This window comes from Selenomonas sp. F0473 (genome assembly GCF_000315545.1).
In the GTDB taxonomy this organism is placed as follows: domain Bacteria; phylum Bacillota; class Negativicutes; order Selenomonadales; family Selenomonadaceae; genus Centipeda.
This window is the reverse complement of the sequence record NZ_JH992902.1, coordinates 306805-332577: the sequence shown is the minus strand read 5'-3', so window position 1 is coordinate 332577 and position 25773 is coordinate 306805. Positions and strand designations below refer to the sequence as shown.

Sequence of the window (25773 nt, the reverse complement as noted above, 5' to 3'; positions counted from 1 at the left end):
GCTCATACCTCTATGACTTAGAATGCGAAATTCCCGTGTTCCATCACGCGGATCGTCCTGCCGTCCCGCGTGCGCCCCACAACGGACAGATCGTCGGTGCCGATCATGAAGTCCTCGTGGACAATAGAATCGTTCACGCCCGCGCGGCGGAGTTCGTCCACCGTCATATCCTCGCCGCCCCTGATGCAGGTCGGATATGCCTTGCCCAGTGCAAGGTGACAGGACGCGTTCTCGTCGAAGAGTGTGTTGTAAAACAGAATATTGCTCCGTGAAATCGGGGAATCGTACGGTACGAGCGCAACCTCGCCAAGGAACAACGCCCCCTCGTCCGTCTCGAGCAGCTTCTTGAGGTGCTCCTCCCCGCGCGATGCCGTATGCGCGACGACTTTCCCGCCGCGGAAGGTCAGCCGAATGTCGTAAATCACGTTTCCGTTAAAATGGAGCGGCTTTGACGCCGCCACCGTTCCGTTCACGCCGCCGCGCCGCGGGAGCGTATAGACTTCCTCCGTCGGCATATTCGCGGCAAAGAGCACGCCGTCCGCCGACAGCTCCGCGCCGCCCATCCAGAGGTGCCCCTCGGGGAGTTCGATGCGCAAATCCGTTCCGAGACCGTTTGTATAATGCAGTTCGGCGAAATCGCATTGATTGAGAAATGCCGCTCTGTTTTGCAGCGTATCGATGTGAGATTTCCATACTGCCACGGGCTCGTTCTCCGGCGTGATACGCACAGCCTTTAGAATCTCCTCCCAAAGCCGCGCGACCGCAGCATCCTCCGCAGCCTCGGGGAACACCTTGTGCGCCCACGCGGGCGTTGGCATTGAGACGACGCACCATGTATTTCGGTTGCTCATCAGTCGGTTGCGGTAGTCGGCGAGGGTTTTGCCCGCCGAGAGGTGCGCTGCCGTTAATTTTTCCGGCGCAATATCGGAAAAAATATCCGGATCGCTTGCGGCGATAGAGATAAAAGCCGCGCCACGCCTCGCATGATCGTCGTAAAAGAGTTTTCGCCACGCGGGGAACTCCTCAAAGCGTTCCACGGGCGCGTGTTGGTAGCGAATGTGCTCTAACTCCTCGTCACTCCAATGCACAGCGACATCGTATGCGCCCGCGGCAAACGCCTCCGCTGAGAGCGCGCGGGCAAACGCCGCGCACCCGATCGGCGCGCGTATGACGAGCGGTTGTGACGGCTGCAAATTAACGCCGACGCGGACGACAAGAGCCGCGTATTTCTTTAGAATATCCTCCCTCATCTCACACCTCATCCGTATCAAACAGTAACGTAACGGGCCCGTCGTTCACCGAGGAGACCTGCATGTTTGCGCCGAACACGCCGCATTCCACGGGAACATCGTGCGCCGCCATGCACGCGATGAACTTTTCATACAGCGGAATCGCCGTCTCCGGTTTTGCCGCACGGGAAAATCCGGGACGCCGCTTTTTCAGATCGGCATACAGCGTAAATTGGGAGACAATGAGCACACTACCGCCAACGTCCGCGAGCGCGAGATTCATCTTGCCCGCCGCATCGGAAAAGACGCGCAGATGCACGATCTTCTCCGCGAGACGCATTGCCTCTGCCTCCGTATCCAAAGGACCGATGCCGAGGAGAATAAAATACCCGCGACCGATTTGACCATTCACTTCACCGTCGATGCGGACAGCCGCTTCGCTGACGCGCGTCACTACCGCACGCATATGACCGTCTCCCTTCCCGTCGTAATGTGCTTCATTATAACACGTTCAGCGCGAACTGTCCTATCTCACGCAGAAAAAAAGGCGGTGAGGAGATGCGTCAGCGCATATTGGTCGCTCCGCCCCATCGTCTCGCGCGCGGAATGCATCCCGAGAATCGGCACGCCGATGTCCATGGTCTTCATCGGGAGCAGCGTCGATAGGATCGAGCCGAGCGTCGCACCGCCCCGCGCATCCGAATGATTCGTAAACACCTGATGCGGAATATTTTCACGCAGACAAATATCTTTCACCGCCGCGAACGCCTCCGGGTCGCACGCATAGGACTGACTTGCGGCGACCTTGAGCACGACGCCGCGGTTCAGCAGCGGGCGGTTCGTTGGATCTGCCTTTTCGGGCGTATTCGGGTGCAGCGCGTGGGCAACGTCCGCAGAGATGCAGAGCCCGCCAAGCACCGCACGCAGATACTCGTCCCGCGCGAAGCCGAGTGCCAAATAAACGCGCTCCAAAATCATGGACAGCGCCAAAGATCCCGCGCCCTGCTTTGTCCGGCTGCCGACCTCCTCGTTGTCAAAGAGCGCGGCGACAGAGACCCCCTCCTCCGGCACCTGTGCGATGGCGTCAAAACACGCTTTCACTGACGAGAGATTATCGAGCCGCGGCGCGGAGAGGAACTCCTCCCCGCTTCCCAAGAAACAGCCGCGCTCCACCGGATAGACGTTCAAATCGTAGAAGAGAATATCCTCCGCACACACGCCGAGGTGATCCGCCAATAGAGCTTCCAACCTTCCCCTGTCGTCTACGGAATCCCCCACCGCATCCGTTTGGAACAGGAGCGGCAGGAGATCTTTTTGCGGCTTTAGCTCGACACCCTCGTTCACCTTACGGTTCATATGGATCGCGAGGTTCGGAATAACGGCGAGTGGCCGTCGAAAATCCACAAGACGCAGCTCCGGAGTAAAGGAATCCGCGCCGCGCAGGGTAACCGCGCCCGCAATGGAGAGCGGCCGGTCAAGCCATGTATTGCGAATGAGACCGCCATAGGTTTCTACGTTGAGCCTGCCGTATCCTTGGTCGCACATGACGGGATTCGGCTTGATGCGCAGACAGGGGAAATCCGTATGCGCGCACGCTATCCGCAGCAGCCCGCGCGGATTTTTCCCGACGGAGACGATCACCGCCCCCGTCCGAAAGAGCGGCAGGTAGAACATCTTGCCCGGGCGGATGCGATCCATCGTATCGTGAGAAAGTCGCTCCCATGCGGGATTTGGGTTTTGCGCCGCGTGGTACGGCGAGGGCGACGCCTGAATAAAATCGATGAGCGCCTCAGCACAAGATTTTTCCGTTACTGTCATAGCTACACCTTCTCTGTGGTATAAACAGAAAAAGACCTGCCCATCGGCTGGTCTTCGTACTGCTAAATAAATGGTCGGGATGACAGGATTCGAACCTGCGGCCTCATCGTCCCGAACGATGCGCGCTACCAAACTGTGCCACATCCCGACAACGGTAGTTATTTTAGCAATTTTTTTTAGAAAAATCAAGCTTTAATTTTTATATAGTCTAACAGGGATGCAGAGAGTTCTTCTTCACTGTGTACCTCAATGTTTGGCATAATTATTGACCCATTCGGTTTGTTCCGATGTCGGTGATTAAACCATAGTGTGTGCCAACCTGCATTGTTCCCGCCTACAATGTCAAGACTAAAAGCGTCTCCAACATAGATTAGCTGTACTGCAGGGAGAACCAGTCTCTCCTCCATTTCATGAAAGATACGTGCATCAGGTTTATGGAATACATGATCTCCCGACACGATAATATGCTCTTTCGGAATCCAGTGAGAAATGCCGAGTGAATTGATTTTTCGACGTTGATGAACGGAATCCCCATTTGTGATTATACCGATTTTTACGTTATTTTGCAGACGATCGAGAAGATTCTTCATCGTATCCGTCAGTTGGATCCGATATTGCAAATTCATATAAAGACGTTGAAATTCCAATGCCTGCTTATCAGTTACGGGAATACCATATTCACGCATGGTCATACGGAAACGATAGATATAAAAACTCTCCATTGTCATCTTTCCTTTTTGCGCGTCATCGAATCGTTCGTCACTATATCTACGAAAGGAAAGAAATACATTATGCATTGGTAAATGACTCTGACCGCTGTATAATGCTTGGTAGGCACCGGAAAAAGGTATGGACATGTCATACAGTGTATCGTCAACATCAAAAACTACGCCGCAATTTTTCATAATATCCTTACTCCGTATGGTTGTAATCCCAGTAATCATTATAGATAAAAGTAAAAAAGTACGCAATGTGCTAGTGTAGAATCCGTCCGGCAGCATAAGTTTCTAAAGTTAATTTCTTTCCATCGGTCCGGAATACGATAGCCCCGTCTTTATCTGTTCTCAGTGTTTTAGCACCGATATGTTCGTAGCGATCCACGACCGAAGATTTCGGATGTCCGAATGAATTATCCGCTCCTACAGAATATACTGCATAGATTGGATGTGTTGCTTTGACGAACGCTTCTGAACTGGAGGTCTCGGAACCATGGTGCGGCACTTCAACAACTACACTTTGAATATTAGGCCGAAGCTTCAATAATTTTTCCTCATGTTCCTTTACCAAATCACCGGTAAATAAAAAACTTACATCTCCATAGCGAACAAGATAAACATTTGACACTTCATTTCCCGTTGCGCTGTCCGCTTTATCATAAGACGGCGCATAAACGGTGTCGACTGTAACGCCGTCCACCGAAATGGTCTGTCCCATTTCCGATTTACTGAATTTTAAAAGCAACGGATTTCCGTCGCTCATACGCATACTTCTGGCATATGATGCAATTCCTTCATCAGCCATGAATACGTGCTTTACGGGAATACGCGAGAGAATAGCCCCCGCTCCTGCCGCATGATCAGCATGTGCGTGAGATAAGAAGATATAGTCGATTTCATGAACCCCATAGTGTAAAAGATACGGCACATCCACGCGTGCTCCAATATCAAACTTATCGTCTCCTGTTCCGCCGGTATCAAACATCATTGCGTGGCCATGCGGCGTAATCAAAAGAACGGAATCTCCTTGTCCAACATCAATAAAGTGGACGGACATCTCCGCCGGTTGGACAACATATCGAAAAATAAAAAATATACATAGTGCGGAGACGCAGACTCCGATTGTTTTTTTCCTTATGCGAATAGACGAAATGAGGGACTCTCTCATTTCTTTTGGAGAAAATATAAAGAAAAGCGTAATAACATAGTCCGGTGCCAATCCCCACCGATGGCACCCAAATCTTGGATGCGGGAAGCAGTGCTATCCAACGAGTTAATTCAAACGTTATACCAAGTAATAAACTGTCAAAAGCAAAGACCAGCTTCCCTAAGATAGGAATAAGCCATGCTGCGATCCCTCCTAAAAGCCCAAAAACGATGATAATATCCACAAGCGGTACAACAATTAGGTTTGATAGCAGCGACGAAAGCGATATCTGGTTAAAATACCATGCGAGAACCGGAAATGTCGCAAGTTGTGCAGATATTGTGATGGATAGGCTGGCTGCGACAAATACGGAACAGCCCTTCATCCATCGAAATAGTATGGGGGCAATAAAAAGGAGTCCCGCCGTTGAAAGAAATGATAGTTGGAAACTGATATGAAAAAACAATAGAGGTGAAACAAGCAGCATCATAAGCCCAGTAATAATGAGAATACGTTGTGCATCGCGGTCTCGCCCAATGACGAGACCAACAAATGCAACGCTGCCCATAATTCCGGATCTTACGGCCGGCGGAACCAATCCTGCTAATACGACGTAAGCACCAATGACCGTAATGACAGAAAATGCTCTCACCCACGGAGACAGCCGTAGGATGGTAACTAACCAAGCCGTCGCCGCGGCAATCAAACTGATGTGCGATCCGGAAACCGATAAAATATGGATGATCCCGGTAGTCGTAAACGCCTCCAATAATTCGGGACGAATTCCTTCATATCCACCGAACAACATGGCGAAGATGGCTGCGGCATCGTTATGCGGCATCACCTTTGACATGTTTTCAATATAGTGTGTTCGAACGGTATCCGCAAAGCGCATTATTTTTTGAAAAATTGACGGTTTTTCTGTAGGAGTCAACGAAACGACGCCTTGGCTAGCATGCAATGTTGCGGTAATCCCTTGACTTCGCAGGAGAAATACAGTGTCGATCTGCCCCGGATTTCGATAGCCGTGCGGGCGGCGTATTTTCCCTTCTGCAGTAATCTGATCCCCGATATGTGCCGACGGCAGTTCATCCATAGACTGGATGTGTGCGTATATAAATAATCGCCCACTTCCGACATGCTCTTTTCCATGAGCATATATTGTTTTTACTTCTGCCGTATATCGTATTCGTTGGCTGCCGTCCGTATCCGAGGTAATACGTGGAGGATCTGTAATAATACCGGTTACTTTCACATCGTTTCCCACATTATTTGAAATGTCGGAAGCCGGAATTTCATATGCGGCGGAAAACCGAAACATTCCTAATATGAAAAAAAGCCCGACGAAAACAATCCATGTCGTTGGGCTTTTTTTCAAGATTAGAATAACAGAAGCAACGCCGCCTAGGAGTAGCAATATTAAAAAATATGGAAACGCTATGGAAAAATGGACATCAAAGTACGCGCTGCAAAGGATACCAAAACTAAGGGCTAGCAAGAGTACAATAAGAAACGAGAGCTGCCGCTGCCCCGTTTTCATATTGTCACCTTGTCCTTTAATTTTTCAAATTTTGCATTACCGATTCCGCGCACCTTTTTAATGTCCTCAACCTTTTTAAAATCGCCGTTTGCTTCGCGGTATTCGATAATACGAGCAGACATTGCGGGACCGATGCCGGGCAATGTCTGCAGTTCCTTTTCGTTCGCTGTGTTGATATTGATCTGCCCTTCCGTATTTTGACCAGCAGCCGGAACTGCATGATTCCCTGTTCCTTGGCGTTCCGGAACACGGATCTGCATGCCATCTTCAAGCAGCGCCGCCATATTCACGCGGTCGATATCGGCCGTCTCAATGACGCCTCCGACTTCGTTCACCGCATCGGCAACGCGCTTTCCTTCAGATAATGTGACAAGTCCGGGTTTCTTAACCTCTCCAGAAACATATACCGTTACCGAACGCGGCGTTTCCGCCTGCACGTTCGTTCCTGCATCAAGCGTCAATGTTTCTTGTTCGGAATAATACCCGTACATCGTACCGCCCAAAGCGGCAGCCACAAGAATGAGAAGTACCGCAAGTGATTTCTTGAACATTGGCATATGAACATCTCTCCTAATAGACGTTCCGTCCGCTAAAGATCTCGATCATCTCGCGCCGCAGGCTTGTGCTGATGAGCAGGCGCGTTTTCGGCGGAATCTCGTCCACATCGGTGTTAAAGAGATAATTCTGCAGCTGCGGTTCTTTGATCAGCATGCGTGTGTGAAAGAGACTCGCTTGATAGAGATTGATATCCACCGCATCGTATTCGTCGAGCGTCTCCTGTTTGATAAACTCCTGAATCGACGTCATCTTGCTGTCCATGAACAACTTGCGGCCGTGCAGATCGCGGGTGAATCCGCGTACACGGTAATCCATCGTAATGATATCCGAGTCAAACTGGCTGATGAGATAGTCCAGCGTCTGCAGCGGCGTAATCTCTCCGCAGGTCGCAACGTCGATGTCCACGCGGAAGGTCGCGATGCTCGTATCGGGATGGAACTCCGGATAGGTATGGACCGTCACATGGCTCTTGTCGAGATGCGCAAGAATCGTTTCCGGTGCATTGGATGCCTTCTTGACAGGGGTCTTGCTGCCGGAGACAACGGCGGCCTCCTCCGCAATCAGCATGGTCACACTGGCGCCCTGCGGCTCATAATCCTGTTTGGCAATGTTGAGAATCCGCGCGCCGATCATGTCGGTCACCTGGGAGAGAATTTTGGTGAGACGGTCGGAATTATACTGCTCGTCAATGTATTTGATGTAATCCTGCTGCTCGCGCGCCGATTTCGCATAGCAGATATCGTAAATATTAAAGCTCAGCGCCTTGGTGAGATTATTAAACCCGTATAATTTCAGCTTTCCATCCAACGCCGGAATTCCTGCCTTTCTGCTTTTAAAAATCAATCCGTCAGCCGTTCAAAAAGTATTTGCCGTCTGTCATGGCGTTCCTCTATTTTCGTCTACTGCTTCGGTTCATTTTTCCCGCACGGCGCATGCTCCGCCTTCCACTTCTTGATCCACTCCAGCCGCTCGCGAAAGCGTCCTTCGATCCCTTGCTCTGTCGGGCGGTAATAGGCTCTGCCAAGGAGCGTATCCGGGAGACACTGCATATTGGTGATATGTTCCTCGGAATCGTGCGCGTACTGGTACCCCTTGCCGTAGTCCAAGTCTTTCATGAGCCTTGTCGGCGCATTTCGGATGACCAGCGGCACGGGGTCGGCGAGCATCGTCCGCGCGTCTGCCGCGGCAGCCAAATAGGCGGCCTCCATCGCGTTGGACTTCGGCGCCAGCGAGAGGTAGATCACCGCCTCCGTCAGATGCACGTTGCATTCCGGCACGCCGATGTAATGGCACGCCTGATATGCCGCAACGGCAATCTCCAGCGCCCGCGGGTCGGCAAGGCCGACGTCCTCCGCCGCAAAGCGCGTGACCCGCCGCGCGATGTAGAGCGGATCCTCCCCTGCCTCCAGCATGCGGGCAAGCCAGTAGACGGCCGCGTCGGGATCGGAGTTGCGCATCGATTTGTGCAGCGCAGAGATCAGATTATAATGTTCCTCTCCTGTTTTATCGTACAGAAGGGATTTTCGTGAAATACATTGGGCAAGATTCTCTTCCGTGACGGATATTTCGCCGTCTTTCTCGTCTGCGTTGAGGATCAGCATTTCGAGTGTCGAGAGCGCGCTGCGCGCATCGCCGTTGGCAAAGGCTGCAACGGCCGCCAGCCCCTCGTCCGAAAGCCGGATCTTCAGGCCGCCCAGCCCGCGGGACAGTGTCATGGCCCGCCGCAGCAGTTCCTTGATATCGTCGAGCGCAAGTCCCTGCAGGACGAAGACGCGGCACCGCGAGAGAAGCGCGCTGTTGATCTCGAAGGAAGGATTCTCTGTCGTCGCGCCGATGAGCACGATGCTGCCCTTTTCTACGAACGGCAGGAACGCATCCTGCTGCGCCTTGTTGAAGCGATGAATCTCATCGACGAATACGATGATGCGATCTCCGTAGGCGCGCCGGCGCTCCGCCTCCTGCATGACCGTGCGGATGTCTTTGATGCCGCTTGTCACCGCAGAAAACGTGATAAATTTTGCCTTCGTATGTGCGGCGATGATTTGCGCGAGCGTCGTCTTCCCGACGCCCGGAGGCCCCCAGAAGATCATCGACGTAATCTGATCACTCTCGATGAGCCTGCGCAGAATCTTCCTCTTGCCCAAGAGATGTTTCTGTCCGACGAAGTCGTCCAAGGTATGCGGGCGAACGCGCTCTGCCAACGGCTGATGGGCCGTCTGTTCAAAAAGTCCGCGCTGTTCGTCCATGCGCCTCACCCCCTGCACAGTATCCCTCATACTGAATTATCGCACAAAAATAAGTTTGAGGCAATAGAAAAAACGATTCAAAGAAAATGTCCGAATCGTTTTTCTGTGCCTATTGATTTTATAGGATAAAGCGCGCCACATCATGATCCACGGCAATGTCCGCAAGCGTTCGGTCGACGTATGCCGCGTCGATCACGACTTCTTTGTCCGCGAGATCGGGCGCGTCAAAGGAGAGTTCTTCAAGCAGTTTTTCGAGGAGCGTATAGAGACGCCGCGCACCGATGTCCTCAGTCTGCTCGTTGACCGTCTCTGCCAGCTCTGCCAGCCGTGCAACCGCATCGTGGCGGAAGGTCAGCGCAACGCCCTCTGCGGCGAGCAGGGCGCTGTACTGCTTGATGAGCGCGTTCTTGGGCTCCGTGAGGATGCGTTCAAAGTCCTCTTTGACGAGCGACTTGAGTTCGACGCGGATCGGAAAACGCCCCTGCAGTTCCGGAATGAGGTCGGAGGGCTTCGCAATATGGAATGCGCCCGCCGCGATAAAGAGAACATGGTCCGTCTTGACGGGACCGTACTTCGTGACGACAGTGGAGCCCTCGACGATGGGAAGGATATCACGCTGAACGCCTTCGCGCGATATATCCGCGCCCGCGGTATGCCCGCTGCTGACGGCGACCTTGTCGATCTCGTCGAGGAAGACGATGCCGCTGTATTCCGCCGCGTGCACCGCCTCCTCTGACACGACATCCATATCGACGAGCTTGTCTGCTTCCTCTGCGGCAAAGATTTTGCGTGCCTGCGCGACAGTCACCTTGCGCTTGCGGCGGCGTTTCGGCACGAGCGATCCGATCATGGACTGCAGATTGTCGCTCATGCCCTCGAGGGAGGAACCCGCAAACATGCCCGCCACAGGACGGGCGGATTCCTCGATCTCAATCTCGACGATCTCGTCTTCGAGCTCTCCGGCATGCAGGCGTTTGCGCACCCATTCGCGTCCCGCTTGATATTTCGGCGGCTCCGGATTTTCCTGCGGTTCTTCTTCCTCGGAGCCAAAGAGCTTGCCGAGCGGGTTGGACGACTTCTTCGGCGCGGGAACGAATACGTCGATCAGCCGTTCCTCTGCGTTCTCGGCGGCCTTTTCCCGGACTTCGTCCAGTTTTTCCCCGCGCACCATGCGCACGGAGGTCTCGACGAGGTCGCGTACGATGGATTCGACATCGCGTCCGACGTATCCGACCTCTGTGAACTTGGTCGCCTCCACTTTCAGAAAGGGGGCGCGCACGAGCCGCGCGAGACGGCGCGCGATCTCGGTCTTGCCGACGCCCGTCGAGCCGATCATGAGGATGTTCTTCGGTATGATGTCCTCGCGCATGTCTGCGTCGAGGCGGCGGCTGCGCCAGCGGTTGCGCAGGGCAACGGCGACGGAGCGCTTCGCCTCCTGCTGCCCTACGATGTATTTGTCGAGTTCGGCAACGATCTCGCGCGGCGTCTGTTCGTTGACCCCGATTCTGCTCATGATTCCAAGACCTCCACCGTGATGTTGTGATTCGTGTAAACGCAGATATCGGCTGCGATGGAAAGGGATTCCCGCGCGATGGCGGAGGCGTCCATTGCGCTGTGGGCGACCAGGGCGCGTGCGGCGGCAAGGGCAAAGAACCCGCCCGATCCGATCGCCGTGCAGTCGCCGTCCGGTTCAATGACTTCGCCGCTGCCGGAGATCATGAGGATGCTGTCCCGGTCCGCGACGAGCAGCAGCGCCTCCAGCTTGCGCAGCACCTTGTCTGTGCGCCAGTCCTTTGCAAGCTCCACGGCGGAGCGCTGCAGGTTGCCGCCGTAGGATTCAAGTTTCGTCTCAAATTTTTCAAACAGTGTAAACGCATCCGCCACCGATCCAGCAAACCCGGCAAGGATTTTCCCGTGATAGAGGCGCCGCACCTTGCGTGCGGTGGCCTTCATGATGGCGCGTTCCCCGAAGGTCACCTGCCCGTCGCCCGCAAGGGCGACTTGGTCCCCCTTTTTGACGGCGACGATGGTGGTCGCATGAAATGTCATAAATATTGCCTTTCCGTTATGCTGTGCAGAACTGCTCCAGAGCCGCAAGCGCGCGCTTTGCCATGAGAAGTTTTTTCTCGGGCTTGCGCGTGCGCCGCGGGAGATGTGCAAGCGGAGGCAGCAGTCCGAAGTTGATGTTCATGGGCTGAAAGTGTGCCGGATCGCAGGATGTGATATAGTGTGCCAACGCACCGTGACATGTGGTTCGCGGGAATACGAGGGGCGTGCAGTCCGCCGCAATGCGGGCGGCATTGCGGCCCGCTATGAGCCCTGATGCCGCCGACTCGACATAGCCTTCGACACCCGTCATCTGTCCGGCAAAGAGGAGCCGATCCTCCCCTTGCAGCTGGAAGGTCGGGCGCAGGTGCCGCGGCGCGTTGATAAACGTATTCCTGTGCATCACGCCGTACCGCAGGAATTCGGCATGTGCGAGGCCCGGGATCATACGGAAGACGCGCCGCTGTTCCGGCCATGTCAAGCGTGTCTGGAACCCGACGATGTTGTAGATCGTTCCCTCCGCGTTGTCCTGCCGGAGCTGCACGACGGCATGCGGTCGCGTCCCCGTCTCCGGATGCTCCAGCCCCATGGGCTTGAGCGGCCCAAAGAGAAGCGTATCCTGCCCGCGGGCCGCCATAACCTCGACGGGCATGCAGCCCTCAAAGAAAATCTCTTTCTCGAAGTCGTGCGCCGCCGCTGTTTCCGCCGCTATCAGCGCCTGCCAGAACGCCTCGTATTCCTGCGCGTCCATGGGGCAGTTGATATATGCCGGTTCGCCTTTCCCGTAGCGGGAGGCGCGGTAGGCCCGCGTCATATCGATGCTGTCGAAATCTACGAGCGGCGCGGCCGCATCGTAAAAATACAGGGCGTCATCGCCGAGCATGGCGTGAATCTCATCGGCTAGCGCGCCGTCCGTGAGCGGGCCGGACGCGATGACCGCAACGCTGTCCGCAGCGCGGGGGATCGCCGTGACCTCCGCACGGCGCACCTCGATCTGCGGATGCGCTGCGATCTGCTCCGTGATATATTGACTGAACCTCCGGCGATCTACGGCAAGAGCGCCCCCGGCCGGTACGGCCGTCGCGTCGGCGGCCCGGATGATGAGAGAGTCGAGCCAGCGCATTTCCTCCTTGAGCACGCCGACCGCGTTCTCGAGACCCGCACCGCGCAGAGAGTTGCTGCATACGAGTTCCGCAAAATCCGCGGTCCTGTGTGCGGGCGATGTGCGCAGGGGACGCATCTCATAGAGCAGGACCTCCGCCCCAAGCGCCGCCGCCTGCCATGCCGCCTCGCTCCCCGCAAGCCCCGCACCGACGACGATGACATCTCTCACGTATTTGTTCCTTTTTTGGGGGATATTTTTTTCTGTGCGGATGTCCGTTTTGATTTAGACTTGCTCTTCCTTTCCTTTTGTTTCACACCGTTTCCTTTAGCCGTTTCCCCGGCTTTTTTCTGACGGGCAAGCTCCTTTTCGATCGGACTTCCAATCCGCGAAGTGCATCGTTCGTTGCTGCAGTAAAGAATGGCGCGTCCCGTGCGGTAACGATGTTTCTGCATGAAGGCGCCGCAAACCTTACAGGCCTCCTGCTGCGGCTCATCCCACGTTGTGTAGTCACAGTCCGGATAGAGGTCGCAGCCGTAGAATGCGCGGCCGCGCCGACTCTTGCGCTCGACGATTTTTCCGCCGCACTTCGGGCACTGCACGCCTGTGTCGCGCAGCAAGGGCTTTGCGTTGCGGCACTCTGGAAAACCGGGACATGCCAAGAACTTTCCGAAGCGTCCCTGTTTGACAACCATCATTCTTCCGCATTTGTCACAGGGGATATCGGTCACTTCTTCCGGCAGATCGACGGTCCCGATGGCATCCTCTGCCTTTTTGAGCGTTTCTTCAAACGGCGTATAGAATTTTTGGAGCAAATCGTTCTTATCGAGCGTGCCGTCGGCCACCTCGTCGAGTTCGCCCTCAAGATTTGCAGTGAATTTTATATCGACGATATTCTTGAAATACTCCTCCAGCATATCGGTGACGATAAATCCGAGCTCTGTGGGGCGGAACTGCTTTTCTCGGCGTTCTACATAGCCTCGTTTCTGTATCGTTTCAATAATAGGCGCATAGGTACTGGGACGCCCGATCTCCATCTCCTCGAGTGTCTTCACCAAAGATGCATCGTTATAGCGCGGCGGCGGTTCGGTAAAATGCTGCTCCGGATCCAGCGCGGTGAGATCTAACGTATCGCCGACAAAAAGTTCGGGAAGCAGCGTATCCTTTTCCTTTTTTATACTCTCGGCCCCCGCATAAACCGCGGTATAGCCTTTAAATTTAATCTTGGAACCGCGGGCACGCAGCCGATAGTCTCCTGCTTCGATTTGGACAGAAACCGTGTCATAGACTGCTTCAGACATCTGACATGCAGTGAATCGCTGCCAAATCAGCGTATAGAGACGCTGCTGATCCCGATTAAGATATGGTTCCACCTCTGACGGCAACCGTAAAATACTTGTTGGACGAATGGCCTCATGAGCGTCTTGTGCCTTTTTCCCGCCGGCATAGATGTTGGGGCGTGCGGGAACATATTCCTTCCCATATTCTGCACGGATATAACCGCGTGCCTCGTCGATTGCAAGGTTTGAAAGACGTGTCGAATCGGTGCGCATATAGGTAATAAGTCCGGTCGCACCATGGCGTCCGAGAATCACGCCTTCATAAAGCTGCTGCGCGATCATCATCGTACGTCCGGAGGTAAAGCCCAGCTTGCGCGCGGCATCCTGCTGGAGAGAGCTTGTCGTAAACGGCGGGGCAGCTTTCTTTCGGCGCCCACTCTGTTTGACTTCTTTTACCTTGAACTCCTGCACGGCAAGATCGCTCGTCAGGCGTTTGGTCTCTTCTTCGCTGCGCAGTGCCGATTTCTTCCCGTGCGCATGCGTCAGCTCGGCGATGAACGCGCTCTTGCCCTTTTTGAGTTTTGCTTCAACCGTCCAGTATTCCTCTGAATGAAAGGCATCGATCTCTTTCTCGCGGTCGCATATGAGCCGCACCGTTACGGATTGGACACGACCGGCCGATAATCCCTTGCGCACCTTGCGCCAGAGCAGCGGTGAGAGCTTGTAACCGACGATACGGTCGAGCATCCGCCGGGCCTGTTGTGCATCCACCTGCTCCATATTGATAGGGCGCGGATGGTGTACGGCCTCTTCAATTGCAGGTTTAGTAATCTCATGGAAAACAATACGGCAATTGGTATTCGGATCGACCCCGAAGATAAATGCGAGATGCCATGCAATCGCCTCGCCCTCACGATCGGGATCGCTGGCGAGATAGATTTTATCCGCGTCTTTCGCATCTTTTCTGAGCGCGCGAATAAGGTCGCCTTTTCCGCGTACATTGATATATTTGGGGGTGAAAGAATCTTCCACGTCAATGCCAAACTGGCTTTTCGGCAAGTCGCGCAAGTGCCCCATTGATGCTCTGACAATATAGTTTTTTCCCAAATAGCGTTCAATGGTTTTTGCTTTCGCAGGCGACTCTACGATGACAAGGATTTTTGCAGATGATTTCTTTCCCGCAGATGTTGGTTTTTTCACGGTCTTTCCGTCTGCGGCTTTTGTTCTGCGTGCAGATGATGTCGTAGCCAATCCGTCAGTTCCTTTCGACGCGCCGATAGGCGTGCATTTCATTTTCCGTAATGATTCCCTTGAGCTGCATTTGGAGCAGCAGCAGCGGGATGTTCGCAGTCAGTGTATCCGGCAGGCTATCCAAAATCTCGTCCATCGTGAGCGGATGATCGAGGGACAGCACTTGATAGATGCGGGCTTCTTCCGAGGTCAGCCGCTGGCGTGCAGGACGTGCGGGCGGCGGTACGATCTGCATCTCCTCGAGAATCTCCTTCGCTGATTCGACAAGTCGCGCGCCTGCCCGAATGAGATTATGGCAGCCGCCGCTTTGCGGGGAGTAGATACTGCCGGGTACGGCGTATACCTCGCGGCCTTCGCTCAGCGCCATCTCTGCCGTAATGAGAGAGCCGCTGCGTTGTGCGGCCTCAACGACGATGACCCCTTCGGACAATCCGCTGATGATGCGGTTGCGAGCCGGAAAGAATGCCGGCAAGGGCTGTGTGGAAGGACCATATTCCGAAATCACAGCCCCGCCGGACTCGATGATTTGATCCAATAAGCGTCGGTTCTCAGGAGGGTAGACAACGTCTACACCGCAGCCGAGCACGGCGACAGTTCTTCCGGTACGCAGGGCGCCTCGGTGGGCGCGCGTATCGATTCCGCGTGCCGCACCGCTGACAACAGTCACTCCGGCAGCGGCAAGTTTACTTCCAAACTCCATGGCGGCGGCTTCCCCATAAGGCGTAAACTTTCTTGCTCCAACAATGCCGATACGACGTGCGTCTGCAATCAAAGTTCCGCGATAATAGAGTACAACGGGCGGGTCGAATATCTCCTTTAAGATCAGCGGATAAAGTGCGTCGTCGATCGTAACCAGGTCAATATCCAGCTTTTCACACCGCTCTTGTAATTGCTGCGGCAAATCTGGATTTTTATGGGTATGATGCGCGAGTTTTTCGGCAAGTACACCCGTAAGTATATTTGTCCTTTCCAACTTTTCCGCGGTCATAGACCAAAGATCTTGTGCCGATGAAACATTGGCGCGCAGGCGATGCATGCGAACGCTGCCGATATTATGACACTGAAGTAATGCCGCTAAATACCATCGTTCTTCCACTGCGGTTTACACGCTCCCCATATTACCGAAATTCATATCAGAATGCAACTGATTATTCCGGAAGATATATCTTATCGCGGAAACAATTCGTCTCCGAAAACATAATAGACCATTAAAAAAATAAGAAGGACAAGAATGATATCCGCCATTGAATTCCTCCTATGAAAAAAGAGGGGCTAAGCCCCTCCCAAGATTCTGCATCGTCACATAACGCGACGCGCGCCGATATAGCATGCTCCCCAGTAGCCGCCATAGAGATTATCGATGGCAACACCTCGGCTCGACGACGCATTGATGAAATTGCCGTCACCAAGATAGATACCGACATGCGAAGGTCCGTATTCATACGTTGAGAAGAATACGAGATCACCGGGCACCATCTCTGCCGATGATATCGGATAACCGACATCATACTGTGCGTCCGCCGTACGCGGCAGATAAATGCCGGCGTTGGCAAAGACATAGCGGACAAAGCCCGAGCAGTCAAATCCTGAAGGAGTAGTCCCACCGAAAGAATACGGTACACCGAGATACTGCATTGAATCCGAAATCACGCGGCGGACGATATAGTTTGATCCGCGGCTGACCTGCGGCATCGCTTTTCCTAGAAGAGCCTCATATGTCGCGGGACCGACCATCCCGTCGACCACAAGACCATGTGCTGCTTGGAATTCTTTCACAGCTTCAGCTGTCGCGGGGCCGAAATCACCGTCGGCGACGACATCATACCCAACGCTGGAAAGCTGTCCTTGGATTTCGGCAACATCCGTTCCTTGATCTCCAATTTGGAACGACTCTGCACTCGCAATGGATGCGGAGCAGAGAAGCATTGCGGATAATGCAAGAATCTTAATTTTCTTTCGCAAGCAAACACTTCCTTCCACAGAGAATACGTCATTAATATTGGCTACGAGAAAACCAATAAGCCGAGTTCTGTTCCGCCTTGCGGCGGTGACAATCATTTATCTGGGCCGACGGTTGCCTGCCGGCTCAAGCGACACTACCCGGAAGGCCGGCGGGCCGCCTCAATCCTTCCCTATTTGGTCTTGCTCCATGTGGGGTTTACCAAAGCCAGCCGATCACTCGACTGCTGGTGCGCTCTTACCGCACCTTTCCACCCTTACCGGCATAGCCGGCGGTTTAAATTTCTATGGCACTGTCCCTAAGGTCACCCTCGCTGGACGTTATCCAGCACACTGCCCTGCGGAGCTCGGACTTTCCTCATTCACCGTGCGGTGAACGCGATTGCCTCGGTTTCTCATACCAATGGGGAAATTATACCACAGATGGCGGTCAGGTGTCAAAATCGCCCATAGCCCTTGTATGGTATAGGAGAATTCAGACAATGGCGAACGTATTGTCCATATATTAGAAAAAATTTTTGAAAAATATGCCGTTGGTCCTATTAAGATTTCTTCGGAATTCATTCAGCCGAATTAGACCGACGGCTCATCCCACGCTTTCCCCACGATCTCGTTGATATGGGAGATGCCGCGCTCCTGCAGATAACGCGCAAGGCCGTCGCAGATCTTCATCGTAATGCGCGGATCGCTGAAGTTCGCCGTACCGACGGCTACGGCGGAGGCCCCCGCGAGGAAGAACTCCACGGCGTCCTCCCACGACGCAATGCCGCCCATCCCGATGACCGGGACACGGACGGCGCGCGCGACATCCCAGACCATGCGCAGCGCGACGGGTTTGACCGCGGGTCCCGAGAGGCCCCCGGTGCGGTTGCCGAGCACCGGCCGCCATCGGTGAATGTCGATCTGCATGCCGATCAGCGTATTGATGAGCGAGATGATGTCCGCGCCCGCGGCCTCCACGGCAAGCGCCATCTCCGTAATGCTGGTGACATTAGGGGACAGCTTTGCGATAACGGGCTTTTGCGTGCGCTGCCGCACGGCGCGCACGACCGCGGCCGCTGCATGCGGATCGGTGCCGAACACGATCCCGCCCTCCTTGACGTTCGGACAGGAGATATTGATTTCAAGCGCCGCGACATCCGGCACATTGAGCCGCTCCGCAATCTGCGCATAGTCCTCGACGGAACTGCCGGAGATGTTGACGATCACGTTCATGTTATAGGGACGGATACGCGGCAGAATCTCTGTCAGCAGCACGTCCGCGCCCGGGTTCTCAAGCCCGATGCAGTTCAGCATCCCCTGCGGCGTCTCGGCGACGCGGACGCCCTCGTTGCCGCGCCGCGGCTTGAGCGTCGTGCCCTTGACCATGACGCCGCCGAGGCGGGACAGATCGACGAAATCCGCGAACTCCTCGCCAAAGCCAAAGGTCCCCGATGCCGCGAGCACCGGCGTGCGCATCTTGATGCCCGCGACGGAGGTCTGCAGGCGGCCGTCCATCTCATGACGCGTCATCATACACCTCACCGGCCGGGAATACGGGGCCGTCCTTGCAGACCTTGCGCCGTCCGTGCTTGGTGTCGACGGCGCAGGAAAGACAGGCGCCGAGTCCGCACGCCATATGACGCTCCAACGAGACCTCGCAGGAGACGCCGTGTGATGCGGCAATGGCGGCGACGCGCCGCATCATCGCGGGCGGTCCGCAGACGGCGACCCCGTCGTAGTCCCCGCCTGCGAGGAGATCCGGCAGAACCGTCGTCACGAAGCCCTTCACACCGTGCGAACCGTCGTCCGTCGTCATGAAGAGCCCGCGGACATAGGGCGCGTAGATGCGCTCCCAAAAGAGCTCCTCTTTCGTGCGCCCGCCCATGAGCACACTCGCCGTCCTCGCGCTCTCGGCCGCAAAGAAGAGGAGCGGCGTCAGCCCCATGCCGCCGCCGACGAGCAGCGGATGCCCCAGGTCCGTATGAAATCCCCTGCCGAGCGGTCCGAGCACGGAGACATATGCGCCGGGCCGCGCTGCGGCGAGCGCCTGTGTCCCCCGCCCTACAGTGCGGTAGATGAGGCGAATCCACCCCTCTGTGCGCGATACCTCGGCGATGCCGAGCGGACGCCGCAGGATGCTTGTCCCGTGCGGCACGGAGACGTCCACGAACTGTCCGGGCAGCGCATGTGCGGCGACGGCGGGCGATGTCAGCGTCATGCGGTACACCCCGGCAATGAGGCGCTCATGCGCCGTAATCGCGGCTTCCTCAACGAATTTAGGCAAGGTCGTCCCCTCCGCCGACATAATCTTGGATGGCGAGCGCATAGACGAGGCGCCGCTTACGCATGAATTCCAGCACGCGCAGCACCTCCCACGCCGTATCGAGCGAGGTCAGGCAGGCGATGCCGTGTTCGACCGTCGCGCGGCGGATCTTGAAGCCGTCGCGCGCAGAATGCTTGCCCTGCGTCAGCGTATTGATGACCATGTTGATCCGTCCGCTCTTGATCATCTCGATGATGTCGGAACTGCGCTCGTGTACCTTGCCCACGACCTCAACGTCGATGCCGAGCGCGGCAATGGATTTCGCCGTGCCCTCCGTCGCAACGATGTCAAAATCGAATTCGGAGAACGCCTTCGCGAGCTGTTTCATCTCCTCCTTGTCCTTATCCGCCACGGTAAAGAGGAGCCGCCCCTTTGTCGGGATGTTGAGCCCGGAGCCGACGATCGCCTTATAGAGCGCGCGGGCATAGTGATAGTCGATGCCCATGACCTCGCCCGTGGACTTCATCTCGGGGCCGAGGGAAATATCGACATCCGTCATCTTCGCGAACGAGAAGACGGGCGCCTTGACCGCGACGTACGGGCGCGGCGGAATCAGCCCCGAATGGAAACCGAGCTCCTTCAGCGTCGCCCCCATGGCGACCTGCGTCGCCACGCCGACCATATTGACGTTCGTGATCTTCGAGAGGAACGGCACCGTTCGGCTGGAGCGCGGGTTGACCTCGATGATGAAGACCTCGTCATGCGCGACGACGAATTGGATGTTCAGCAGCCCTTTGACGTGGAGCGCAACGGCAAGGCGTTTCGTATAGTCGATGATGGTATAGATGACGCGCGCCGGGAGCGTCTGCGGCGGATAGACCGCGATGCTGTCGCCCGAGTGGATCCCCGCGCGCTCGATGTGCTCCATAATTCCGGGAATAACGACGTCCACGCCGTCGGAGACCGCGTCAACCTCCACCTCCGTCCCCTGCATGTAGCGGTCGACCAGCACGGGATGATCCGGCGTGACCTTCACTGCGCGCTTCATGTAGTCGCGCAGTTCATCTTCATTATATACAATCTCCATCGCACGGCCGCCGAGCACATAGGAGGGGCGTACCATCACGGGATAGCCGATGCGCGCCGCACCCGCGACGGCGTCGTCGAGATTCGTTACGCTGATCCCCTCGGGGCGGGAAATGCCCGTCCGCATCAGCACCTCGTCGAACCGTTCGCGGTCCTCGGAACGGTCGATGTCGTCGACCGACGTCCCGTAGACCCGCAGCCCCGCGCGTTCGAGCGCCGCGGCAAGATTGATCGCGGTCTGTCCGCCGAACTGCACGATAATGCCGTCCGGTTTTTCCTTGTCCGCGATGTTCAGCACGTCCTCGACGGTGAGCGGCTCGAAGTAAAGGCGGTCGGAGATGTCAAAATCCGTGCTGACCGTCTCCGGATTGTTGTTGACGATGATCGCCTCGATGCCCATGCTGCGGAGCGCCCAGACTGAATGCACCGAACAGTAGTCGAACTCAACGCCCTGTCCGATGCGGATCGGACCCGAGCCGAGGACGAGCACCTTCTTCTTGTCCGATACGGCGACTTCGTCCTCTGCGGCGCGGAATGTCGAGTAATAATACGGCGTCGCGGCTTCGAACTCGGCGGCGCAGGTATCGACCATTTTATAGCATGGCCGAATGCCGTTCGTCAGGCGCATGCTGCGGATCTCATCGACCGTCTTATGCGTGAGTTCCGCGATCGACACGTCGGCAAGTCCGACCCATTTGGCGGCGGCAAGTAGCTTCGGCGTCAGCGGCGCGCCGGCGAGCCGGTTCTCAACGTCCGTGATGTGCTTCAGCTTATGGATGAACCATTTGTCGATCTTTGTGATCTCGGAGATGTCTTCAACCGACAATTTGCCGCGGCGCAGCGCTTCGGCAATGAGGAAGATGCGCTCGTCGTTGACGTATGCCAGGTGCTTGCGCACAAGATCGTCGTCCCACGCGGCGAAGCGCTCCATATAGAGGCGGTGCACGCCGATCTCAAGGGAACGCACAGCCTTGAGAATCGCACCCTCAAAACTGCGGTCAATCGACATGACCTCGCCAGTCGCCTTCATCTGCGTTCCAAGCGTGTGATCGGCATAGACAAATTTATCAAACGGCCAGCGCGGGAATTTGACGACGCAGTAATCGATGGTCGGCTCAAAGCAGGCCTTCGTCTTTTGGGTGACGGAGTTCACGATCTCATCCAATGTGTAGCCGATGGCGATCTTCGAGGAGACCTTGGCGATCGGGTACCCTGTGGCCTTCGATGCGAGCGCCGACGATCTGCTGACGCGCGGGTTGACCTCGATCACATAGTATCGGTCGCTCTGCGTATCGAGGGCGTACTGTGCGTTGCAGCCCCCCTCGATACCGAGTTCCCGGATGATCCGCAGGCTGGCGCTGCGCAGCATCTGGTATTCACGATCCGTCAGCGTCTGTGCAGGCACGACAACGATGCTGTCTCCCGTATGAACGCCGACGGGATCAAAATTTTCCATGCTGCAAACGGTGATGCAGTTGTCCCGCCCGTCGCGGATGACCTCGAACTCGATTTCCTTCCATCCCGCCACGCTGCGTTCGATGAGTACCTGTCCGATCATGGAGTAGTTGAGTCCCTTGATTACGATGGCAATGAGTTCTTCCTCGTTCTCCGCGATTCCGCCGCCCGTTCCGCCCATTGTATACGCTGGGCGGACAATGACGGGATATCCGATTCTATTTGCAAATGCAACTGCGGAGGGGATATCTTCCACAATCGTACTTTCCGGAATCGGCTCGCCGAGTTTTTCCATCGTCTCTTTGAAGCGCTCGCGGTCCTCCGCCTTTTCAATGGCGTCGAGCGACGTTCCGAGCAGTTCCACGCCGTGCTGCGTGAGTATCCCCTGTTCGGCAAGCTGCACGGCAAGGTTCAGCCCCGCCTGCCCGCCGAGCGTCGCGAGCAGGCCGTCCGGTTTTTCCTTGGCAATGATCTCCGTTAGGAAATCGACGGTCAGTGGCTCAATATAGACGCGGTCCGCGATATGCGTATCCGTCATGATGGTCGCGGGATTGCTGTTGACAAGCACGACCTCAAGACCGTCCTCCTTGAGGGCACGGCATGCCTGAGAACCGGCGTAGTCGAACTCTGCCGCCTGCCCGATGATGATCGGCCCGGAGCCGATGACTATCACCTTGTTCAAATTCTTTTTGCGCGGCATATTCTCACGCTCCCTTCATCAGATCCCAAAACGCGTCAAAGAGGTACATATTGTCGTCCGGGCCGGGTGCGGCCTCCGGATGATACTGTACGGAAAATATGGGGAGTGACGTATGGCGCAGCCCTTCGATCGTATCGTCGTTGACATTGATATGTGTGACTTCCAGCGGTGTTCCTGTGAGAGAATCAGGATCCACTGCGTAGCCGTGGTTCTGCGCGGAGATATGCACCTGCCCCGTTTTTAGGTTCTTGACGGGCTGATTGCCGCCGCGATGTCCGAATTTCATCTTGTATGTCTTGGCGCCGAAGGTCAGCGCGAGGAGCTGATGACCGAGACAGATGCCGAAGATGGGCTTTTTCCCAGCGAGCTTCCGAATCTCCTCCACGATCTGCGGAACGTCCTGCGGATCCCCCGGCCCGTTGGAGAGGAAAATGCCGTCCGGATCGTACGCGAGAACCTCATCCGCCGTCGTATGCGAGGGCACGACGGTCACCCTTGCACCGATCCGGTTGATGTTCTGCAGGATGCTGCGCTTCACGCCGAAATCCATGGCGACGATATGCGGCGCATCTGCAAGCGGCGTCTCGAGTACATAGGTCTCCCGCGTCGTTACGGTTTCCACGTGATCGCGTGGGAGTTCCGCTGCTTGAAGATGCCGAATTTCTTCGGCAGAGGCATCGGCGGATACAAGCACGCCCTTCATCGCACCCACGGAGCGAATGTGTCTCGTGACCGCTCTTGTATCTACGTTATATAGACAAGGAAGATGATATTTCTGTAGGAAATCTCTGAGCGTGCCCTCGGACTGCCAGTTGTTCGGCATGTCGCAGAGCTCTCCGATGACGAATCCCCGCACGAAGGGATGCGGCGCCTGCATGAACTGCTCCGCGACGCCGTAATTCCCGATCAGCGGATAGGTCATCGTTAGGATCTGCCCGCAAAAGGACGGGTCTGTCAGACATTCCTGATACCCCGTCATACATGTCGTAAAGACGACTTCGCCCACAGACTGCGGCGTGCCGTCCAAAAGATCTCCGTGAAAGACCGTGCCGTCCTCTAGGATCAGTTTTCCGTTCATTTAACGACCACACCATCCTTCATGACAATTTCGCCGTCGACCACAGTCAGAACCGCTTTGCCCTTGAGGCTCCGCCCGACAAAGGGCGAATGGCTCCCCCGCGTGTAGAAGTTGTCTTCCTCGACCGTCCAGACGAGCGCCGGGTCTATGACGGCGACATCCGCCGCCGCTCCCTCGCGCAGGGTTCCCGCATCCAGCCCGAAGACGCGTGCAGGCGCATACGTCATGCGTTCGATCAGCGTTTCGATGTCGATTTTCCCCGTATGCACGAGATCTGTCAGCAGAACGCCGAGCGCCGTCTCAAGTCCGGGAAAGCCGCTGGGCGCGTAGATATACTCCCGGTCCTTTTCCTCGCGCTCGTGCGGGGAATGATCCGTTACGACCATATCGATCGTGCCGTCCGTGAGTCCCGCGACCGCCGCCGCAACGTCCTTCGCTGTGCGCAGCGGCGGATTGACCTTTGTCGAACTGTCGACGGGATCGACCAGATCGTCGGTCATCGTGAGGTGGTGCGGCGTTACCTCCGTCGTCACATGCACACCGCGCGCCTTTGCCTCCCGTACGAGTTCGACGGACCGTGCAGAACTGATATGTGCCACATGCACATGGGCGCCCGCGTATTCCGCGAGCATAATATCGCGGGCGACCGCAATGTCCTCGGCGACCGTCGGGCGTCCCTTGATGCCGAGCATGGCGCTCCGGTGCCCCTCGTTCATCGCCCCCTCTTCAACAAGGGTATGATCCTCCTCGTGATTGATGATTGCCTTATTGAAAGGACAGAGATAATCATAGGCACTCAGCAGTACCTTTGCCGACGGATCGAAATGTCCGTCGTCCGAAAAGGCGACGGCACCCGCCTCGGCCATGTCACCCAGTTCTGCAAGTTCTTTGCCCTCTTGGTTCTTTGTCACGGCGCCAATGATGCGGATATGGATGACGGATACATCCTCGGCGCGCTTTTGCAGACCCCGAACGAGGGCCGCCGTATCGACAACGGGACTCGTGTTTGGCATTGTAGCGACTGTGGTATAACCTCCCGCCGCAGCGGCACGGGATCCGGAGGCGAAATCCTCCTTGGCTTCCTGTCCTGGTTCACGGAAATGAACGTGCATATCGATCAAGCCGGGCGCAACAATCTTCCCCGATGCATCATAAACTTCGGCATGCGGGGCTTTCAGATTTTTTCCGACCTTTTGGATGATACCGTTTTCTATCAAGATATCACAGACTTCGTTTCGTTTTGAGGCAGGATCAATCACTTGTCCGCCTTTCAAAAGAAGCGCACTCATTTGTGTTTTCCTCCCATCAAAGCTAAGGTAAAGAGCGCCATGCGAACCGCAACGCCGTTCTTCACTTCTTCTTGAATCCTTGACTGCACATGATAGGCAACTGATTCGGAGATTTCCCATCCCCTGTTCATCGGTCCCGGATGCAGGACGATCGCATTTTTATTGGCGCGTTTCAAACGCTCCTCGCTGAGCCCATAAATACGTGCATATTCCCGTGTTGAGGGGAAGAGACCGCCCTTCATACGCTCCAATTGAATGCGGAGTACCTCCACAACATCCGCGTCTTCTATAGCATCCTCCACGCGGTCGTGTACCGTGATACCTTCTTCCTCGTGCAAAAACCTTGGAAGCAGCGGCCTTGGACCGGCAATATGGATCTCAAGCCCCATCTTGCGCATCCCCTGTATATCGGAGCGCGCGACGCGGCTGTGCAGGACATCCCCGAGAATCGCGACCTTGAGCCCCTCCAGTTTCCCCATATTTTCTTCAATCGTATAAAGATTGAGAAGGCCCTGCGAGGGATGCGCGTGTGCGCCGTCTCCCGCATTGACGATGACGGGCGAGACAACGGACGCCGCATATGCCGCGGCACCTTCCGCCTTGTGGCGCATGACAATCGCATCTACCCCCATCGCTTCGATTGTATAGAGTGTATCGCGCAGACTCTCCCCCTTTACGATGCTCGACGTACCCGATGTAATATTAACGACATCGGCGCCGAGATATTTTCCCGCAAGTTCGAAGGATGTCCGCGTGCGCGTGCTCGGCTCATAGAACAAGGTGACGATGGATTTCCCGCGCAGGGCAGGCACCTTTTTAATATCCCGCCCGACAATATTTTTCATTTCCTTCGCCGTATTTAAAATCAGACGTATTTCCTCCGCGGAGAAATCTTCCAGCGCAAGAATATCTCGTCCTTTCAGCGACAGTTCCCGGCTCATATGCCCCCTCCTTCAGCAATAAAAAAGCTCTCCCATGCGAATGCATAGAAAAGCTTGTGTTCTAAAACGGATAGACGAATAATGTTT

The 25773-nt window shown here is 55.6% G+C and carries 21 protein-coding genes, 1 tRNA gene and 1 other RNA gene; all 23 read right to left on the bottom strand.

The genetic code is table 11. From position 1 onward, the window contains the following. Positions 1-17: 17 nt before the first annotated feature. The 23 genes from HMPREF9161_RS01545 to HMPREF9161_RS01445 all read right to left on the bottom strand — a co-directional run bounded on the left by HMPREF9161_RS01545 (position 18) and on the right by HMPREF9161_RS01445 (position 25686). Positions 18-1250 (bottom strand): aminopeptidase, encoded by a 1233-nt coding sequence (locus tag HMPREF9161_RS01545; RefSeq protein ID WP_009727916.1) that lies wholly within the window; start codon positions 1248-1250, stop codon positions 18-20. A gap of 1 nt (position 1251) precedes the next feature. Beyond that, positions 1252-1695 carry a D-aminoacyl-tRNA deacylase gene (dtd, locus tag HMPREF9161_RS01540; RefSeq protein ID WP_009727915.1) on the bottom strand — a complete coding sequence of 148 codons (444 nt, stop codon included), beginning with the start codon at positions 1693-1695 and terminating at the stop codon, positions 1252-1254. A gap of 65 nt (positions 1696-1760) precedes the next feature. Further along, positions 1761-3047, bottom strand: coding sequence for a M18 family aminopeptidase (locus tag HMPREF9161_RS01535; protein WP_009727914.1), 1287 nt, complete (start codon positions 3045-3047; stop codon positions 1761-1763). Between the two features lie 71 nt (positions 3048-3118). Continuing rightward, positions 3119-3195 (bottom strand) — tRNA-Pro (locus tag HMPREF9161_RS01530). Between the two features lie 37 nt (positions 3196-3232). Beyond that, positions 3233-3952, bottom strand: a complete 720-nt coding sequence (locus HMPREF9161_RS01525) for an HAD family hydrolase (protein ID WP_009727913.1) — start codon at positions 3950-3952, stop codon at positions 3233-3235. A 70-nt stretch (positions 3953-4022) separates the two neighbouring features. Then, complete coding sequence (locus HMPREF9161_RS10025) at positions 4023-4775, bottom strand: ComEC/Rec2 family competence protein (RefSeq protein WP_009727912.1); 753 nt, start codon at positions 4773-4775, stop codon at positions 4023-4025. Between the two features lie 25 nt (positions 4776-4800). After that, positions 4801-6450: a ComEC/Rec2 family competence protein gene (locus tag HMPREF9161_RS01520; protein ID WP_009727911.1), complete on the bottom strand. Its 1650-nt coding sequence runs from the start codon at positions 6448-6450 to the stop codon at positions 4801-4803. Continuing rightward, positions 6447-7007, bottom strand: a complete 561-nt coding sequence (locus HMPREF9161_RS01515; RefSeq protein ID WP_009727910.1) for a helix-hairpin-helix domain-containing protein — start codon at positions 7005-7007, stop codon at positions 6447-6449. Before HMPREF9161_RS01515 ends, HMPREF9161_RS01520 begins: the two co-directional genes overlap by 4 nt. Before the next feature lie 13 nt (positions 7008-7020). Beyond that, on the bottom strand, positions 7021-7815 hold the full coding sequence (speD, locus tag HMPREF9161_RS01510; protein ID WP_009727909.1) for an adenosylmethionine decarboxylase: 795 nt from the start codon (positions 7813-7815) through the stop codon (positions 7021-7023). A 92-nt stretch (positions 7816-7907) separates the two neighbouring features. Beyond that, on the bottom strand, positions 7908-9254 hold the full coding sequence (locus tag HMPREF9161_RS01505; RefSeq protein WP_009727908.1) for a replication-associated recombination protein A: 1347 nt from the start codon (positions 9252-9254) through the stop codon (positions 7908-7910). A 118-nt stretch (positions 9255-9372) separates the two neighbouring features. Next, complete coding sequence (gene hslU, locus HMPREF9161_RS01500) at positions 9373-10767, bottom strand: ATP-dependent protease ATPase subunit HslU (protein ID WP_009727907.1); 1395 nt, start codon at positions 10765-10767, stop codon at positions 9373-9375. Then, positions 10764-11303, bottom strand: coding sequence for an ATP-dependent protease subunit HslV (gene hslV / locus HMPREF9161_RS01495; protein ID WP_009727906.1), 540 nt, complete (start codon positions 11301-11303; stop codon positions 10764-10766). Before hslV ends, hslU begins: the two co-directional genes overlap by 4 nt. A gap of 16 nt (positions 11304-11319) precedes the next feature. Continuing rightward, complete coding sequence (trmFO, locus tag HMPREF9161_RS01490; RefSeq protein WP_009727905.1) at positions 11320-12633, bottom strand: methylenetetrahydrofolate--tRNA-(uracil(54)-C(5))-methyltransferase (FADH(2)-oxidizing) TrmFO; 1314 nt, start codon at positions 12631-12633, stop codon at positions 11320-11322. Then, positions 12630-14975 (bottom strand): type I DNA topoisomerase, encoded by a 2346-nt coding sequence (topA, locus tag HMPREF9161_RS01485; RefSeq protein ID WP_198002150.1) that lies wholly within the window; start codon positions 14973-14975, stop codon positions 12630-12632. Before topA ends, trmFO begins: the two co-directional genes overlap by 4 nt. After that, the gene (gene dprA / locus HMPREF9161_RS01480) at positions 14938-16029 is read right to left on the bottom strand and encodes a DNA-processing protein DprA (protein WP_037348524.1); all 1092 of its coding nucleotides are present in this window, start codon (positions 16027-16029) and stop codon (positions 14938-14940) included. The genes topA and dprA overlap by 38 nt, the downstream gene beginning before the upstream one ends. Before the next feature lie 203 nt (positions 16030-16232). Beyond that, on the bottom strand, positions 16233-16895 hold the full coding sequence (locus HMPREF9161_RS01475) for a C40 family peptidase (RefSeq protein ID WP_009727902.1): 663 nt from the start codon (positions 16893-16895) through the stop codon (positions 16233-16235). Between the two features lie 40 nt (positions 16896-16935). Continuing rightward, an RNA gene (rnpB, locus tag HMPREF9161_RS09660) (RNase P RNA component class A) lies at positions 16936-17290 on the bottom strand. A gap of 175 nt (positions 17291-17465) precedes the next feature. Beyond that, on the bottom strand, positions 17466-18404 hold the full coding sequence (locus HMPREF9161_RS01470) for a dihydroorotate dehydrogenase (RefSeq protein ID WP_009727901.1): 939 nt from the start codon (positions 18402-18404) through the stop codon (positions 17466-17468). Beyond that, the gene (locus tag HMPREF9161_RS01465) at positions 18391-19179 is read right to left on the bottom strand and encodes a dihydroorotate dehydrogenase electron transfer subunit (RefSeq protein ID WP_037348522.1); all 789 of its coding nucleotides are present in this window, start codon (positions 19177-19179) and stop codon (positions 18391-18393) included. Before HMPREF9161_RS01465 ends, HMPREF9161_RS01470 begins: the two co-directional genes overlap by 14 nt. Next, the gene (carB, locus tag HMPREF9161_RS01460; protein ID WP_009727899.1) at positions 19151-22378 is read right to left on the bottom strand and encodes a carbamoyl-phosphate synthase large subunit; all 3228 of its coding nucleotides are present in this window, start codon (positions 22376-22378) and stop codon (positions 19151-19153) included. The genes HMPREF9161_RS01465 and carB overlap by 29 nt, the downstream gene beginning before the upstream one ends. Positions 22379-22382: 4 nt before the next feature. After that, the gene (carA, locus tag HMPREF9161_RS01455; protein WP_009727898.1) at positions 22383-23456 is read right to left on the bottom strand and encodes a glutamine-hydrolyzing carbamoyl-phosphate synthase small subunit; all 1074 of its coding nucleotides are present in this window, start codon (positions 23454-23456) and stop codon (positions 22383-22385) included. Then, positions 23453-24745 carry a dihydroorotase gene (locus HMPREF9161_RS01450; protein WP_009727897.1) on the bottom strand — a complete coding sequence of 431 codons (1293 nt, stop codon included), beginning with the start codon at positions 24743-24745 and terminating at the stop codon, positions 23453-23455. The genes carA and HMPREF9161_RS01450 overlap by 4 nt, the downstream gene beginning before the upstream one ends. Next, positions 24742-25686: an aspartate carbamoyltransferase catalytic subunit gene (locus tag HMPREF9161_RS01445; protein ID WP_009727896.1), complete on the bottom strand. Its 945-nt coding sequence runs from the start codon at positions 25684-25686 to the stop codon at positions 24742-24744. The genes HMPREF9161_RS01450 and HMPREF9161_RS01445 overlap by 4 nt, the downstream gene beginning before the upstream one ends. Positions 25687-25773: the final 87 nt, after the last annotated feature.